This is a genomic window from Paenibacillus sp. JJ-223 (genome assembly GCF_927798175.1).
In the GTDB taxonomy this organism is placed as follows: domain Bacteria; phylum Bacillota; class Bacilli; order Paenibacillales; family Paenibacillaceae; genus Paenibacillus; species Paenibacillus hubeiensis.
The window spans coordinates 155,825-170,974 of record NZ_CAKMMP010000012.1 but is presented as its reverse complement, the minus strand read 5'-3'; the positions used below and the strand labels follow the sequence as shown (position 1 = coordinate 170,974).

The following is a 15,150-nucleotide window of genomic DNA, read 5'->3' as shown; positions in this document are numbered from 1 at the left end:
TAGATAAAATCACTGTTCGTTTTTGAATTTTAGGAGGAGAGATTGTAATGAGCAAATATACTTGGGTTGAAAAAGATACATGCATCGCATGCGGCGCTTGCGGAGCAACGGCACCCGACATCTACGATTACGACGATGAAGGTTTGGCAGAAGTGATTTTCGACGGCGATGCCAACAGAGGCGTGGTAGCCATCCCGGACGACCTGTTCGACGACATGCAGGATGCATGCGACGGCTGCCCTACAGATTCCATTAAAATTGCGGACGAGCCTTTCAATAAAGAAGGTTAATCTTTATCATATGTTGTTTTGCAGAGAAAGCATGTTCTGCTGTCCCGATGACAGCGAATATGCTTTTTTTTTTGCCATTGAAGCTCTTCATTTAAATTGGGTCGGCAATTTTTGTCGAACGGGTAAGGGGTCCGGGTACTGAAGTCCTATGGATTTGTTGACTTCTTTTGCCGATATACATAAGGTATAACCTGAAAAAGGCAAAATGACGGAGGACCGGATGCAAAATACTCATTTGCGAAGTTATGTGAAGAAACATCCAGATAATAAGATGGCCTGGTATTTGCTGGGCAAAGAATATCTTAATGAAGGCCAGGAAGCCAAGGCCAATTATTGTTTTCAGCAGGCCGGAGAGGTATATGAAGCGTTTGAGCGCAGCAAGGCGCCGGCTGACATTTGGGTAGATTACCAGAACAAACTCGTTGAAGCCGCCGAGCAAAAGGAGAAAAAACGCCGCATGCGCAAAATGTGGCTGACGCTGCTTATGCTGCTCATGCTGGCTGGATTGCCACCCGCAGACGCGCCGGGTTTCGCCCGGGATGCGGGCGATGCGCTGGCCGCGGCGCTGGATTCCGCGGAAGACGAGGAATCGGCCGCGAAAGATCAGGATGCCGCGGCCGCTCTGCAAGCATCCAATACGTTTACCGCTGCCGGCTTCGGCGGCGGCAGCCTGGGGGAAGGTGCACTTGCTTCAGCGATGTCGGATGCGAACGAGGGGGTGCGGACTACAGCGGTGCTCGGGATGAAGGCCTCTGGGGACTGGATGCTGTGGAAACGCGACATGCCCGTAAAATATATCGTGCAGACGACGGGCAAGGGCAGGCTTACCGCTCAGAGCTACGACCCGAAGCAATGCGAATGCGAGCCTCCGGACGTTTCGAATAAAATCAAGCAATTGGCCCAGGCTTGGACAGAGAAACAGGAATCGGCAGCCGCCTTGTCCAGTGCCATCGCTTCCTACTATAAGAAAAACGGGGCATGGCCCAAAAGTCTGGGCAACCTGACGCGGCCGTTTCCAAATAACATCTTGGGTGAAACCATGCCGGGCATGAGCGAAATGTTTCCTGAACTGCTTGCTTTGAACCAGAACGCAAATGCATCGAATCCATCAGGCGGTAAGCAGGGTAATGGCGGCGATACGGACTCTCGAGCAGGCGTTTTTGGCGATACGCTCGGAGGGCAGCCGTTTTTGCAGGAACGATTGCGAATCGTGGTGGATAAGAAAAAGCACAGGCTTGCGGTAATCAGCGGCACAACCATCATCCGCAATTATGAAGTGGGTTTGGGAGGCGAACGAACGCCGGAGGGGAGTTTCGCCATTTCCGACAAAGTCGTCAACCCCAACGGTCGCTCCGACGGCGAATTCGGGACGCGAGGCATGCAATTATCGGATACGAATTATGCCATTCACGGCACGAACGAACCTGACAGCATCGGTCTGGATGAATCTTTGGGATGCATTCGGATGAGCAAGGGGGATGTGGAGGAGCTGTTTGCTCTTGCTCCGCAAGGGACCCCTGTTCAGATCGGGAATGACCTGCTGCCTGAGGAAACGCTCGTTCCTGGCGACAAGGGCCGTTACCGGGATACGCTGGTTCCCAAGCAAAACAACCCGAATAAAACGTATCACTGGTTGAATTGACCTGGCAGCAGATCATTCGTGAAGCGTGGTTATGTAGATGAGCAGGCCCTGGATTGGATTGGTCACAGGTTGGCGATAATAATAAGCGCGCTGATGATGATGATCAACCCTACAACGCTTGCTGCCGTCCAAATAATGGCTTTGCGATTGACTTCTTCTTTTTTCTGCTGCAGCGTGGGCGGTTTTCGTTTGGGAGCCATGGGCATATCCTCCTTTATTAACATCGAGCCTTGCAGTCGAGGCCACTGCTTTCATTGTAAATAAATCATCTCGTTATTTCCAGTATGCGGTTGTATTTGTTCCCCGGGCGCTGCCGATATGAGACATGGTTTCAGTAGGGCAAATGCCTGCGTCTATGCGCAAACTACTTTCCTTTTAGGTCAGAAACGGATAGACTTGGGAGTAGGGTGTTTTTACATATAAATGGACGGGAAAGCATGTTAACGGCGTACCGGACGAGAACGGAGTGAGTGGATTTGTTATACAAAAGTTTGGCTAAACCCTTGTTGTTCAAAATGGACCCGGAGAAGGCCCATCATCTGATTATCGGGGGACTCAGCGGAATGGGCAGCATTCGCCCGGTTCCTGCCGGGCTGCGAGTGATGTACGGCGTAAACGAAACGGAGGACCTCGCCGTGGATCTGTTTGGCTGCCATTTCCCGACGCCGGTAGGCCTGGCTGCCGGTTTGGATAAAAACGGACAGGCCGTCGCCGGCTTTTCTTCCATCGGTTTCGGATTCATGGAGGTAGGCACCGTGACTCCGCTGGGGCAGCCGGGGAATGAACAGCCGCGTTTGTTCCGTTTGCCTCCGGATGAGGCGCTGGTGAATCGTATGGGTTTCAACAATTTGGGGGCCGAGGCGATGGCAGGTGAACTGGCGAAGCTGAGGGAACGACGGATCCCCGTAGCCGTAAATATCGGAAAAAACAAGGCGACCCCCAACGAAGAAGCTCATCTCGATTACGCCAAATGCATCCGTGCGCTCTATGATTATGCCGATCTTTTTGTCGTGAACATCAGTTCACCAAATACGCCGGATTTGCGTAATCTGCAGCATGGAAACGAATTGAAGGAGCTGCTCGCAGCCGTTATGGTCGAACTGAAGGCACAGCAGCAAAGAGCCGGGGGAACGCTCAAATCGGTCTTGGTCAAAATCGCACCCGACGTCAATGAGCAAGAACTCGAATACATGGTTGGCACCATCGTGGACAGCGGCGTGTCCGGCATCATTGCAACCAATACAACGATCAGCCGCGAAGGACTGTCCCACGAACATGCAAAGGAAACGGGAGGGCTTAGCGGCAAGCCGCTGCGCGAGCGTTCCACGGAGGTCATTCGCCAAATTTATCGTCAGACAGAAGGAAAGCTGCCGATCATCGGATCGGGCGGCATTTTCACGAGCGAGGATGCTTACGAGAAAATAAAAGCAGGTGCCAGCCTGGTGGAAATCTATACGGCACTGATCTACGAGGGGCCCGAGATCAACCGCCGGCTTCACGCAGGGTTGCGGGAGCTGCTGCGCAAGGACGGATACAGCCATATTTCGGAGGCTGTCGGCGCGGATCACCGCTAGTGGTGCATGGGCCGATAAAGGCGCTGAGAAAACAGACCGCGTATTGCGGCTGTTTTTGCTGCAATCGCCCAGACTTTGGGCTGCGAACGGCATGCTTTCTGATAAGATAAAAGACAGTGAGAGCGTGTAATGACTACATCCCCAGAAAAAAGAAGCAGGAAGAGGGCAATATGCGCGGAACTCTTCCCCCCGCCCGACATCATGTATAATGGAACATAGGGGACGCTATAGAGACAGGAGGCATTAAACATGGACGGTAGAGACTGGGGTACATTTTTACTTCCTTATGAACAAACGGTAGAGGAATTGAAAGTCAAGTTCAAAACGATGCGGGCAGAACTCAAAAAGAGAGAAGAATATGCGCCCATCGAATTTGTAACAGGACGGGTCAAAAAAATATCCAGCATATTGGAGAAATCCAAACGTCTGAGCGTGCCGCTTGATCAAATCGAAACAGGAATCGAGGATATTGCGGGCATTCGCATCATGTGCCAGTTCGTGGAGGATATCCGCCGCGTTGCCGAATACATCCGGGCCCGCAAGGATCTGACCGTGCTGATCGAGAAAGATTACATTACCAATTTCAAGGAAAGCGGTTATCGCAGTTTTCATATGATTATCGAATATCCCGTGCAAACGGCGCTCGGACAGAAAAAGGTGCTGGCAGAAATCCAAATTCGCACGCTGGCCATGAATTTCTGGGCGACCATCGAGCATTCGCTCAGTTACAAATACCGGGAGAGTTTGCCGGACGATATGAGAGAGCGGTTGAAGAAAACGGCGGAAGCCGCATTTGTCCTGGACAACGAGATGTCGGCCATTCGGCTGCAGATCCTCGAAGCGCAGAAGGAGTTCGAAGACGATTCCAACATCGTGTCCAAGACTTTATCGATCATTCATCAATTGTACTTCTATCATTTGGTGAAGGAAGCGATCGATGCGCAGCAGCGATTCAACGAACTCTGGGAACGCCATGACATGGAGGGTCTCAAGCAGCTGCTGGATGACGTCAAAACGCTGCTGAATACGGCCAGGAAGGGCGACAATCCCGATGAATCCCTATGAGCCGTTATATATTGACTATCTGATCTATTTCAACCGCGACCAGGATTATTTCGAATGCCATGAAGCGTTGGAAGAGTTATGGCTTGAGAAGGATCGGGATGCTTTATATAAAGGTTTGCTGCAGGTTGCCGTCGGACTGTACCATTTCAGGAACGGCAATTTGCGCGGCGGCCGGATGATGCTGCAGAGCGCGCTGCAATTGTTGCAGCCGTACCCTGATGATGCAAGGGGAATTGATCTTGGACGTCTTGTGGAGGACGTGAGGGAGTTGGCTGAAGAGCTCTCTGGCCGGCATGCTGAACCTGTTCCGTATCGGGATCTTGTGATTCACATCCAGGATGAAGCGTTAATGCAAGCAATCCGGCAGCGTTCCTCTCAGCTGAAGGCGAACGTTCCGCAGCGGCGCAGCCCGACGCGTGGACGCATTTATGAGGAACGAATGAAGGCAATGCAGCAAGGGAACGCACAGTCGGAAAGCAATCAGCGTTAGGATGCTAGCTAGGCCCATTCTGACGTCAAAGAGCAAGGCAAAAAACACCCCGGGTGGCTCCGTCATGGAGCCGCCGGGGTGTTTGCATCATGCGCCATAATTAGAAGTGCGGTAGGCTTGTCCAAAGATTTTTGGACACGGAATCTTTTCGGACCATGTTGCCCGGAAAATGGTTTAGCTTGCTGCTGGCGTCAGGTTAGCCTTGTATTTATCAAAAAATTGCTTGTAATCATCCAACGTGTACCCGTTGTCGGAATTTTGCTCACTCAATCCGCCAACCATGCGGTCTTTCTCGACGCCTTTCTCGTAATAAACGAGCGTAGGCGTAAACTCGATGTTGTAATCGGTCCAGCCGGACTCGAATTCGCGCAGATTGAACTGCGGCAATTTGATGCCTTCTTCGTCGACGAGCGGCATCAATTGAGGCGTCGTAGCCCGGCAGTGCACGCAATCGGAGGCAAAGAAGTAAACGAAAAAGCTGTCTTTGTTATCGATTTTGGACTTGAGCTGGTCGGGCAAAATGATTTGTTGGTAATTCGGATCGTCAAGCAGTTCCCTGGTCGCCGGATTAAGCTTGGAGGCTGCGATGCCGTAGGGGTTCGGCGTAGCGTCCAACTGCTTTTTGGATTGCTGGTTCACCAAAGCAAGCGCAGCGAGCAGAACGACAAATGCGCCCAAAAAAATAAAAATGGCGGCGCTTTTCTTTTTCTTCGATTTCATCGGACATCCTCCATTGATCATATCAAGATATGGTTTCGGCAAAAATTCTGGGATAATATTCATAAACACCCTGAATTATGCTCGTTCATCAACCTACTTGTCATTATACAACATTACAGTGTGTAGTGGAATACGTGAACAAGATCAATAGGAAAGCGATCGCGGGATATGATAACATAGAGCAATATGCATTTTAACGAGACAGGATGAGTGGAAATATGGCTGTACAGTTGCCACCAAGCTTTGCCGGACGCATGGAAATGCTGCTTGGCGAAGAATTCGAACAATTTATGACATCATATCAGCATTCCCCGTATGCGGGTTTACGGGTGAATACGTTGAAAATATCGGTAGAACATCTGCGTGAGATCATTCCTTACGAATTGAGACCTATACCATGGTCTGAAACGGGCTTTTACGTTCCGCATGGCGTCAAACCTGGACTGCATCCGTATTACCATGCGGGGTTGTACTATATTCAGGAACCGAGTGCCATGGCACCCGTGGAGGTGCTGGGAGTGGAACCGGGAGACCGTGTTCTGGATCTATGCGCTGCACCTGGCGGCAAATCGACGCAGATTGCGGCCAAATTGCAGGGCGAGGGCGTTCTGGTCACCAATGACATTCATGCCGAACGGACCAAGGCGCTTGCCAAAAACGTGGAGCTCTATGGCGTCCGCAATGCCGTTGTACTGAATGAATCGCCGGAACGCATCGCGGAGGCGTTTCCTTATTACTTTGACAAAGTGCTGATCGATGCGCCTTGCTCTGGCGAAGGCATGTTCCGCAAAGACGAGGACATGGTGAAATCCTGGGAGCATCATTCGGTCGAAAAGTGTGTGCTGATGCAGCGCGATATCCTCAAAACCGCGGCCCGTTTGCTCGCCCACGGCGGAACGATCGTTTATTCAACCTGCACGTTTGCTCCGGAGGAAAATGAAGCGATGATTGCCGAGTTCCTTGCTGCAAATCCCGAATTTTCCGTGAAGCCGATTCCGGCGGAGGCAGGATTTGCCCCCGGCAGACCTGACTGGGTGCGCCGGATGCTGCCTGAAACGGCTGAGCAGACCGAAAGGGTGCTGGATCAGGTGCGGGGTACGGCACGGCTGTGGCCTCATTTGCTCGAAGGGGAAGGACACTATTTGGCGGTGCTGCAGCATAATGGCGAACCGGCCATGACAGCTGACGTCGTGGAGGAAGAAGTCGCGATCCACGCCTCGGCTGCGGGAGAGCCATGGACTGATGCCAGAGGTCGGAAGCATGAACGGTTGACCAGGTACGAGGGACGTGATCGCCAGCAGGATTCTGGAGGCAAAAGCGGCGGCAAACATGGCAAAGGCAAGGAACGCGGCGGAAACAAATCCGATCGTGGCACGAAACGTGTCGAACAGGGTGGTGCGGACGCCGGACAAGTGTATTCCCGCTTCATTGCGGAGCATACAGAGATCGAGCTGTGTGGGGAGACGGTGTTCTACGGCGATCGGGTGTATCAATCCGCAGTCGGAGCAGCAAGGCTGGAAGGGTTAAAGGTCGTTCGCCCGGGTTGGTTTATGGGTACCGTCAAAAACGGGCGTTTCGTGCCTTCCCATCCGCTGGCCTGTGCGCTCCGCGCGCAGGAAGCAAAGAGAGTGATCCATCTATCCTCGGCAGACGGCGAAGCGGTAAGATATCTCAAAGGCGAGACGTTAAACGTGGACGAGGATCGGGTCGAGGTGGAAGCTGGTATTGCCCGTAAGGGCTATGCGCTTATATGCGTGGACGGATATGCCCTCGGCTGGGGGAAATGGCTGGACGGCGTTTTGAAAAATGAATATCCTGCAGGCTGGAGGTGGACATCGGCATGAGCAGCAAAGGCAAGAAAACGCAGCGATTGGATAAAATATTGAGCCATATGGGCGTAGGTACCCGCAGCGAGCTTAAAAAAATGGTCAAACAAGGCCGAATCCACGTGGATGGCAAAGCGGTAAAGGACAGCGGCATTCAGGTTGATCCGGATGTCCATGTCATTGAGGCAGACGGGGAACGAATTGTTTACCGCGAAATGATCTATCTGATGCTGCACAAACCTCCCGGCGTGGTGTCTGCGACAGAGGATACCAGGGATCGTACGGTGCTTGACTTGTTGAAAAAAGAGGACCGCAGCTTCAATCCGTTCCCTGTGGGGCGGCTGGACAAGGATACCGAAGGTTTGCTCATCCTGACCAATGATGGGCCGCTTGCGCATGACCTTCTATCTCCACGCAAGCACGTGCCGAAAACGTACGAAGCCCGAGTGCTCGGCAACGTGGACGAAGAAGACGTCAAACGTTTCAAACAAGGCGTGCAGCTGGATGACGGATACGACGCGATGCCTGCGGAATTGACCGTACTGAACCATGAGGATACGGAAGAAGGGGTGGTATCCCATATTTCGCTTATTATTCATGAAGGGAAATTTCATCAGGTAAAGCGAATGTTCCAAGCGGTGGGCAAGCGCGTTATTTATTTGAAACGCGTGGCGATGGGCGGCTTGCAGCTGGACCCGGATCTGCCGATCGGGCGATATCGCGAGCTGACCGAGGACGAGTTGAATTTGCTGCGGAAGTAGGCAGAACCAATGTGGAGAAACGAAGCGTTCGCTCAAAAAGCTTTCTGAAAGAAAGCAGCATCGGAAGCATAGGCACTCGCAGTGGCCTGGTGTGATTGATTAGGCGGTTCACACTAGGAGAACATATTTGAGGATTGGGGATAGAAAGACAAATGACTTATAAATTGATCGCGCTGGACGTAGACGGAACACTTTTGAATGATCATCACGAACTGACCGAGTTCACGCAGGAGACGTTGATTCAGGCTTCGCGTCAGGGCGCAGAAATCGTTCTCTGCTCCGGCAGAGGGCCTGCCAACACGATTCCGTTCATGGAGCACATGGGTTTGAACGGTTATGTCATTACGCATAACGGTGCAGTGACAGCCGAAGTGCAATCCCGCGAAATCGTGCATCGTTTTGCGTTGGACGGACAAGGTTTGCAGCCCATCATTGACTATTGCCGCAGCAATGCCGTTCATTTTGACATCAACACGGCGTTTGGGCTATATGTAGATCAACCTGAAGGCTTGGCCCTGAACGTGCAGGAGATGTATGCCAATTTCATGATGGAGCCGTTAAAACTGCCGACATGGGCGGATTTGTCGGAGCCATTGGCCAAATTTACCGCATTCGGTCCGCTCGAACAGATGAACGCCGTCCAGCAAGAATGGGAAACCTGGGATCTGCCTTATTACATGACCCGCAGCGGCGACTTTTTCATCGATCTGATGCATCCGGAGGCATCCAAAGGCGCAGCGCTGAAACGTTTGGCCGAAACCAAAGGCATCGCTCCCGAGGAGATCATGGCGATCGGAAACTATTATAATGACATTACGATGCTGACCTTTGCCGGCAAAGGCATTGCGATGGACAACTCGCCGGAGGAAGTCAAGGCGGCTGCCGATGAAGTGACATACTCCAACAACGAGCAAGGCGTGGCGCATGCCATTCGAAAGCACGTGCTGTCCGAAGGTTAAATAGGGAGAGGGAGAGAAGCCATGGAACAACCAACCTATACCATTCAGCAGCATGATCTCGGCGAAGCGTTTTACATCGACCGGGCCCATCCGGACGATACCGATGCCATTATGCGCATGCTGGTTGAAATTGCGGAGTGGTTAAACAGCCAGGGGTCGAGCCAATGGGGCGCGCTTCTTCGGGGAGAAGACTCTCATGATACGGTCGGAGCGATTCGCCGGGGCGACGTGTTCGTCGTAAAGCAAGGCGATGAGGTGGCCGGGATGGTGACCTTGTTGCGTAGTCCAAGCGAGTGGGACGAGCGACTGTGGGGAGAACAAGCGGGAACAGAGGATGGAGCGCTATATTTGCACCGGTTGGCCGTAAGCCGCAAATATGCCAGCGTCGGGTTGGGTAAACGCATATTGAAATGGAGCAGTACCGGCATCCGGTTTGAGAACAAGGATCGGGTCCGGTTGGACTGCGTGGCCGGCAATGATACGCTGAACGCGTTCTATGCAAGGAACGGATATACATACCTTGGGGAGAACGACGGGTATAGCATTTATGAGAAACTGCTCGGCGATGAAGCTTGACGAAGATCTGCTGATTTGGGCACCAACCTTTGCAGCATGTTTGGGTAAAACTAAAGACGTGACTGGACGGATTGTTGTGAACGATCTGTCCGGTCACGTCTTTTTGCGCTTGTTTTTTATGCCATCAAATGCATCCCTAACCATTTCATCGGGTTAACCCCGGGGTTCAGGGTATCTCCACCATGGTTGGCTCGGGTAATCCGCCGTATATAGCCTGACCTTCTCACCAATTTTGGGTGTGGCGATGTTAACCTTCAAGGCTTGTGCTGCCTTGGTGACCCGTTCAACCGGCTCGTTCCAGGCATGAAAGGCCAGCGTAAATGCGGCCCAATGAATCGGGATGAGCAGTTCGCCACCTACATCCAAATGAGCTTGTACCGTTTCTTCCGGCATCATATGAATGTTGGACCAACGCTCGTCATATTGTCCGCACTCCATCAAGGTCAGGTCAAAAGGCCCGTATTTTCTGCCGATTTCCTTGAAATGAGGGCCGTATCCGCTGTCGCCGCTAAAGAAAACCTTCGTTTCCCGTCCAGCAATGACCCATGAGCACCACAAGGTGGAATTGCGATCAAACAAGCCTCGGCCTGAGAAATGACGCGCTGGCGTGCAAGCAACAGTGAATCCCATGAAGGAGAACTCATTCCACCAGTGGTGCTCGGTAATCTGTTCCGCAGGAACACCCATTTGGATCAATCGTCGGCGAACGCCGAGCGGGACGATAAATCGTTCTGTTTTATCCTTTAATCTGCGGATGGAGGAAGAGTCCAGATGGTCATAATGGTCATGCGAAATAATGATTGCATCGATGGCCGGGAAATCCTCCGGCTCGATCGGCAAACGGGTGCTGTAACGTTTCGTACCCGCCCAGGATACAGGGGAAGGGCGTTTGCCCAGCATCGGGTCAAAAAGCAGCCTGCGTCCTTCCATTTCAAGCAGGAAAGCCGAATGGCCGAACCATGTGACCTGTGGGTTATCTGATGCGTTCAACGATTCGGCAGGTTCACATTTCACGATCGGCATGTTGGCTGCCGGCCTCCGTTCGGCACTGTCTCGGATCGAGTCTCTTAACATGCTTATTAATGAGTTGAAGCTCATGCCTGCGGACGTCGGAATCTGATTTTCGTATTTTGTCATGATTCAACCCTTCTGTTCTCTATGATCAAAAATTGAATTTTTGAAAAAACAGTGCCGTCTTGCAGACAGGCTGATACCAGCCGAACACGGCTTACTGCATGCGGCGCAAGCCTTTCGGCAGACGGTTCTTCAGCTGTCCGCCACTGGCTTTGCCCCATCCGAGCGGCAGTCCATCCACCGTCACCAGCGTCCAGCCTTTCAACGCGGCATCCGCCGGCAGACTCTCGCCACGCAGATAAGCGGCTGTCAGATCGCTGTCCGCCTCCAGGGTCACATGCTGCATTCGGGCTGCCGCATCGGGTGCAATGGACAAGGCCAGAGCATGAGCAGGCTCAAAGCGCCCTTTTTTCCAGTCGCCGACATGCAGCCCGGCTCGCGGAAGCTTCAAGCCGCTCAAACGCTCGTCGCTGAGCAGTGCCGCGCCGCTGTCCGGCAGGGCATACAAGGCTTCGCCGAAAAGGAGCGGGCGACCCGTTCGCACAACGTGATCCGGCATATGCTCGTCGCTCCAGGCGATGAACGCGTCCCAGGCGGATTGCGTTTCTTTGCCAGGGTTATTTTGGCGTCCGGCTTTCCCCTTTTTGCCATGACGTTTGGCTGTGGACATGCTTTCTTCCGATTCGCCGATGTTTGCATGTCGTGCTTCCGCTTTGGTCAGGATCGCAACGAAGTGTCCCTCTCCGCGGTTCAAATGAGGCCAAATTCGCTCTGTACGCACAAGAGTCAAGTCCGGATAGGCAGCGACCAATCGCTCCATCATGCCCTCGTTTTCCTCGCGATTAAAAGTACATGTAGAGTAAGCCATCGTTCCGCCGGGTTTCAGCATCGTATATGCATCCTGCAAAATATCCCATTGCCTGTTGACGCACAGCGTGACCAGATCCTCGGTCCAATCCGTCACTGCATCGGCGTCCTTGCGGAACATGCCTTCGCCCGAACATGGGGCATCCAGCATGATGCGATCGAACGTTGCAGGGAAACGGGCTGCCAGCTCGCCGGGCGCAGCGCAGGTGACAACCACGGAGGCCAGTCCCATGCGTTCCACGTTTTCGGCCAGTATTTTGGCCCGGGCCGGATGGATTTCATTGGAGATCAGCAGTCCCCGGTCTTGGATGAGGGAGGCGATATGCGTCGTTTTTCCACCCGGTGCCGCCGCCAGGTCAAGGATCGTTTCGCCGGATTGGGGGTTCAGCATTTCTACGGCCGACATCGCTGAAGGCTCCTGAATATAATAAAGGCCTGCTGCATGATATGCATGCTTGCCTGGCCGTTGGTTCTCGTCATAATAATAACCCGATTCGCACCAAGGCACGGGAGTAAGGGAGAACAGCTCCGTTACCTGCTGCAATCGTTCCGGGGTTGCCTTGAGCGAATTGAAGCGCAATCCATGTGTGCGGGGCTGTTGATAGCTGTTGATAAAAGCATCTGCTTCTTTGCCAAGCATTTGCCGCATATATTGTACATACGCATTGGGAAGTTGGGGCTTGCCCATTTCGAAACATTCTCCTTTCATGAAAAACAGGGGATTAGCAAGGTGGAACGTACAAAGGCCGTACTCTCTTTGACTGAAACATACGTTCCAATATATCATGTTTCAAGTTATACTGAAAAGACCGATGCAAGGAAGGGGGAAACTTACGGTGAAATTGCTGCAGGCGCTATTCTTTCCTCCGGAACAGCCCGGAGGTGTATCCTCTATGGTTCCCTATATGCAGGAGAGGTTCACTTCTCCAAGATGGGAGATGGACCTGTTTTCGCTGCCCAAACGGATTCGTAACAAGGGCGTGGAGGAAGTCTGGTTCGAAACGTTCGATTGGACGCAATACGGGGACAGTCCAATCGTGCAAAAATACATGCAAACCTACCGGGACTATCTGTGGTGGACCAAGCTGCGCATCCAGAAGTCCTATGATCTGATCCATGCCCATCACCCGATTGCCGGGCTTGCGATGAAAAAGGTTTTTCCGCAGGTGCCCCTTATTCAAACGATTCACTCCAGTTATGAACGGGAGCTGATCCTGAACGGGCGCATTGAACCGGATGGACCGGAGCATCGTTTCCTGCTGTCGATCTATGGCGAACTGGAGCATCACGCGGACCGGCTGCTGACGGTATCGAATTCGTTCAGGTCGTATCTGACACCTCTGCTCCGGAAACCCGAAGCGATCGGAGTGATTCCGAACGGATTTGACGAGAAACGCTTCAAGCCGATACCGCATGATAATGCGATTCCGCAGCTGGTTACGGTTTGCCGGCTCGTTCCGGCGAAGGGGCTGGATATTTTGTTCAAGGCATGTGCCGAGCTGAAGGAGCGCGGCCATGAATATGTTTTACATATTATCGGGGATGGCCCGATCCGGCCCGATCTGGAAGAACTGGCGCAGCGGCTCGGCATTTACAATGAGACCATATTTTACGGGTACACGCTGCATCCGGAGGAATTCATGCCGTTTTTCGATATTTTCGTCCTCCCATCGCGGGCAGAGGCGTTCGGATCTGTGTTCGCCGAAGCGGCGCTCAGCTGTCTTGCGCTTGTGGGCACCGACGTGGGCGGGATTCCCGAGCAGATTGAGGATGGGAGCAATGGCCTGCTTGTGCCTGCCGAAGACCCGCTTGCGCTTGCCGAGGCATTGGAGAAAGTCATGCTTGATCCTGCTTATCGGTATGAGCTTGCCCGGTCAGCCTGTGCCAAGGCAAAGGCCGAGTACTCCTTGGGCCAATCCGTCAATAAGCTGAAAAAGCTATATTTGCAATTGGATCGCCGGACTTCCGGCATAGAAGATTGAATCGAAAGCGGGAGGCGATCCGCCGACGGAAAGCCGCCAATGAGCAAAGGAGCGAAATGCCGGGTCTGCTGCCCGTTTATTTCGCTCCTTTGCTTTTATTGATTCTTGCCGGTTTTGCGAAAGCTTCCCCAATGGTTCATGATCAATTTGGTTGCCCAGACCAGGGCGAGGCAGCCGAAGATCGGGTACAGAACGGAAAGCAATGAACTGAACCCCAATTGGCTGAGCAGGTAACACAGCAACATGATCGTCAGGATAAGCAGTTTGGGCGGAACCTGGACATGCTGTTTAAGCTGGAGCGTCATGCCATAGATATCGGCAACGAACGTGCTGAAGATTTCCATAAAAATCAGAGACACGTAGATGGATTGCACAACCCATCCCAATTGAAAGGCAATGCTGCCCATCGGAATCTCGAATTGAGTAATTCCAGGCATATAGGCCGACATCGCAAAATGTGCTGCCATCAGCATGAAACCGACGCCAACGCCCCCTACAATGCCGCCCCACTTCAGTACGTTACGATCACGGATCTGACTGCCTAACGGCACGAGCACCGCCTGAGCCAGGGCAAGGTTAAATGACGAATACAGCAAGGGGGATAGCCAGACCCTAACCGGATTAGCATCCGTCGTCAGCGTAATGAACCGCGTGGCGGCTGGATGATGAATGGTGCTGACAATCATGAGCAACGACAACAGAAGCATCATGGGCACCACGATGCTGTTCATCTGCAGAATCGCTTGTATGCCTCGTCCAAGCAAAAGGTATGTACCGACCAGCGTAATGAGTAGTCCGGTTTGGTAATGCATCCCCAGATGCTCCACGAATACCGAGCCTGCGCCAGCAAGCATCACGCTGTTGACGCCAATGAGGACCAGGAGGGTAACCCAGGTAATCCATTTGCCTGCCTGCTGCCCGAACAAATGCTTGTTGAGATCCTCATAGGAGCGGGATTCGGTATCGTGGGCAATCAGCATCATTTTGGTGCCCAGCCAGACAAACAGTATGGTGGATAAACCGATGGTGATGGTGGCCCATTTGCCAAACTGGGTGAAAAACTGCAATATTTCCTGTCCTGTCGCGAAGCCGGCGCCGACAACCGTTCCGATGTATGTGAATGCGATCTGCAGTACCCGGAAAGCCTGTTTCATGCGTTTCCCCTCTCAGGCACCAAATTAGTTTGGACATGCGGGTGCCATGGTACAAGGTATGCTTGACCCGAAAAAGTCATGACAAGCGCGTAGAGTCGACAACTTTTTCCTTCGTCATGAAGACTGGGGCGATTTCGCTTGAACTATGGGCAGGATGTATGATACTTTTA

The 15,150-nt window shown here is 52.6% G+C and carries 15 protein-coding genes; 10 read left to right on the top strand and 5 right to left on the bottom strand.

Annotated elements, in window-relative coordinates:
- Window positions 1-47: 47 nt before the first annotated feature.
- Both L6H98_RS20785 and L6H98_RS20780 read left to right on the top strand, forming a co-directional pair.
- Window positions 48-290: a ferredoxin gene (locus L6H98_RS20785; RefSeq protein WP_236418054.1), complete on the top strand. Its 243-nt coding sequence runs from the start codon at window positions 48-50 to the stop codon at window positions 288-290.
- Between the two features lie 220 nt (window positions 291-510).
- Window positions 511-1,932 carry a L,D-transpeptidase gene (locus L6H98_RS20780; protein WP_236418052.1) on the top strand — a complete coding sequence of 474 codons (1,422 nt, stop codon included), beginning with the start codon at window positions 511-513 and terminating at the stop codon, window positions 1,930-1,932.
- Window positions 1,933-1,994: 62 nt separating this feature from the next.
- Here the strand turns inward: L6H98_RS20780 and L6H98_RS20775 are convergent, their stop codons facing one another.
- Window positions 1,995-2,132: a hypothetical protein gene (locus L6H98_RS20775; RefSeq protein ID WP_236418049.1), complete on the bottom strand. Its 138-nt coding sequence runs from the start codon at window positions 2,130-2,132 to the stop codon at window positions 1,995-1,997.
- Window positions 2,133-2,408: 276 nt separating this feature from the next.
- On the opposite strand from L6H98_RS20775, the gene L6H98_RS20770 reads away from it, so the two are divergent.
- The 3 genes from L6H98_RS20770 (at window position 2,409) to L6H98_RS20760 (ending at window position 5,061) form a co-directional block, all read left to right on the top strand.
- Window positions 2,409-3,506, top strand: coding sequence for a quinone-dependent dihydroorotate dehydrogenase (locus L6H98_RS20770; RefSeq protein WP_236418047.1), 1,098 nt, complete (start codon window positions 2,409-2,411; stop codon window positions 3,504-3,506).
- Window positions 3,507-3,755: 249 nt separating this feature from the next.
- Window positions 3,756-4,571: a GTP pyrophosphokinase family protein gene (locus L6H98_RS20765; RefSeq protein ID WP_236418045.1), complete on the top strand. Its 816-nt coding sequence runs from the start codon at window positions 3,756-3,758 to the stop codon at window positions 4,569-4,571.
- Window positions 4,558-5,061, top strand: coding sequence for a DUF309 domain-containing protein (locus L6H98_RS20760; RefSeq protein WP_236418043.1), 504 nt, complete (start codon window positions 4,558-4,560; stop codon window positions 5,059-5,061). Before L6H98_RS20765 ends, L6H98_RS20760 begins: the two co-directional genes overlap by 14 nt.
- A gap of 174 nt (window positions 5,062-5,235) precedes the next feature.
- Here the strand turns inward: L6H98_RS20760 and L6H98_RS20755 are convergent, their stop codons facing one another.
- Window positions 5,236-5,781: a thioredoxin family protein gene (locus L6H98_RS20755; protein ID WP_236418042.1), complete on the bottom strand. Its 546-nt coding sequence runs from the start codon at window positions 5,779-5,781 to the stop codon at window positions 5,236-5,238.
- Window positions 5,782-5,999: 218 nt separating this feature from the next.
- Between L6H98_RS20755 and L6H98_RS20750 the strand changes: the two genes are divergently transcribed.
- The 4 genes from L6H98_RS20750 (at window position 6,000) to L6H98_RS20735 (ending at window position 9,903) form a co-directional block, all read left to right on the top strand.
- A complete protein-coding gene (locus L6H98_RS20750; RefSeq protein ID WP_236418041.1) occupies window positions 6,000-7,625 on the top strand; it encodes an RsmB/NOP family class I SAM-dependent RNA methyltransferase in 1,626 nt (541 codons plus the stop codon).
- Window positions 7,622-8,368 carry a pseudouridine synthase gene (locus L6H98_RS20745; protein WP_236418040.1) on the top strand — a complete coding sequence of 249 codons (747 nt, stop codon included), beginning with the start codon at window positions 7,622-7,624 and terminating at the stop codon, window positions 8,366-8,368. Before L6H98_RS20750 ends, L6H98_RS20745 begins: the two co-directional genes overlap by 4 nt.
- A 152-nt stretch (window positions 8,369-8,520) precedes the next feature.
- Window positions 8,521-9,327 carry a Cof-type HAD-IIB family hydrolase gene (locus L6H98_RS20740; protein WP_236418038.1) on the top strand — a complete coding sequence of 269 codons (807 nt, stop codon included), beginning with the start codon at window positions 8,521-8,523 and terminating at the stop codon, window positions 9,325-9,327.
- A 21-nt stretch (window positions 9,328-9,348) separates the two neighbouring features.
- Complete coding sequence (locus L6H98_RS20735; protein ID WP_236418037.1) at window positions 9,349-9,903, top strand: GNAT family N-acetyltransferase; 555 nt, start codon at window positions 9,349-9,351, stop codon at window positions 9,901-9,903.
- Window positions 9,904-10,056: 153 nt separating this feature from the next.
- Here L6H98_RS20735 and L6H98_RS20730 read toward each other — a convergent pair whose 3' ends face one another.
- Window positions 10,057-11,040, bottom strand: a complete 984-nt coding sequence (locus L6H98_RS20730; protein ID WP_236418035.1) for an MBL fold metallo-hydrolase — start codon at window positions 11,038-11,040, stop codon at window positions 10,057-10,059.
- Between the two features lie 91 nt (window positions 11,041-11,131).
- Window positions 11,132-12,532 carry an RsmB/NOP family class I SAM-dependent RNA methyltransferase gene (locus L6H98_RS20725; RefSeq protein WP_236418033.1) on the bottom strand — a complete coding sequence of 467 codons (1,401 nt, stop codon included), beginning with the start codon at window positions 12,530-12,532 and terminating at the stop codon, window positions 11,132-11,134.
- 148 nt (window positions 12,533-12,680) lie between these two features.
- Here L6H98_RS20725 and L6H98_RS20720 point away from each other — a divergent pair, with 148 nt between their 5' ends.
- Window positions 12,681-13,826: a glycosyltransferase family 4 protein gene (locus L6H98_RS20720; protein ID WP_236418032.1), complete on the top strand. Its 1,146-nt coding sequence runs from the start codon at window positions 12,681-12,683 to the stop codon at window positions 13,824-13,826.
- A 95-nt stretch (window positions 13,827-13,921) separates the two neighbouring features.
- On the opposite strand, the gene L6H98_RS20715 is transcribed toward L6H98_RS20720, so the two are convergent.
- Complete coding sequence (locus L6H98_RS20715; protein ID WP_236418031.1) at window positions 13,922-14,980, bottom strand: hypothetical protein; 1,059 nt, start codon at window positions 14,978-14,980, stop codon at window positions 13,922-13,924.
- Window positions 14,981-15,150 lie beyond the last annotated feature (170 nt).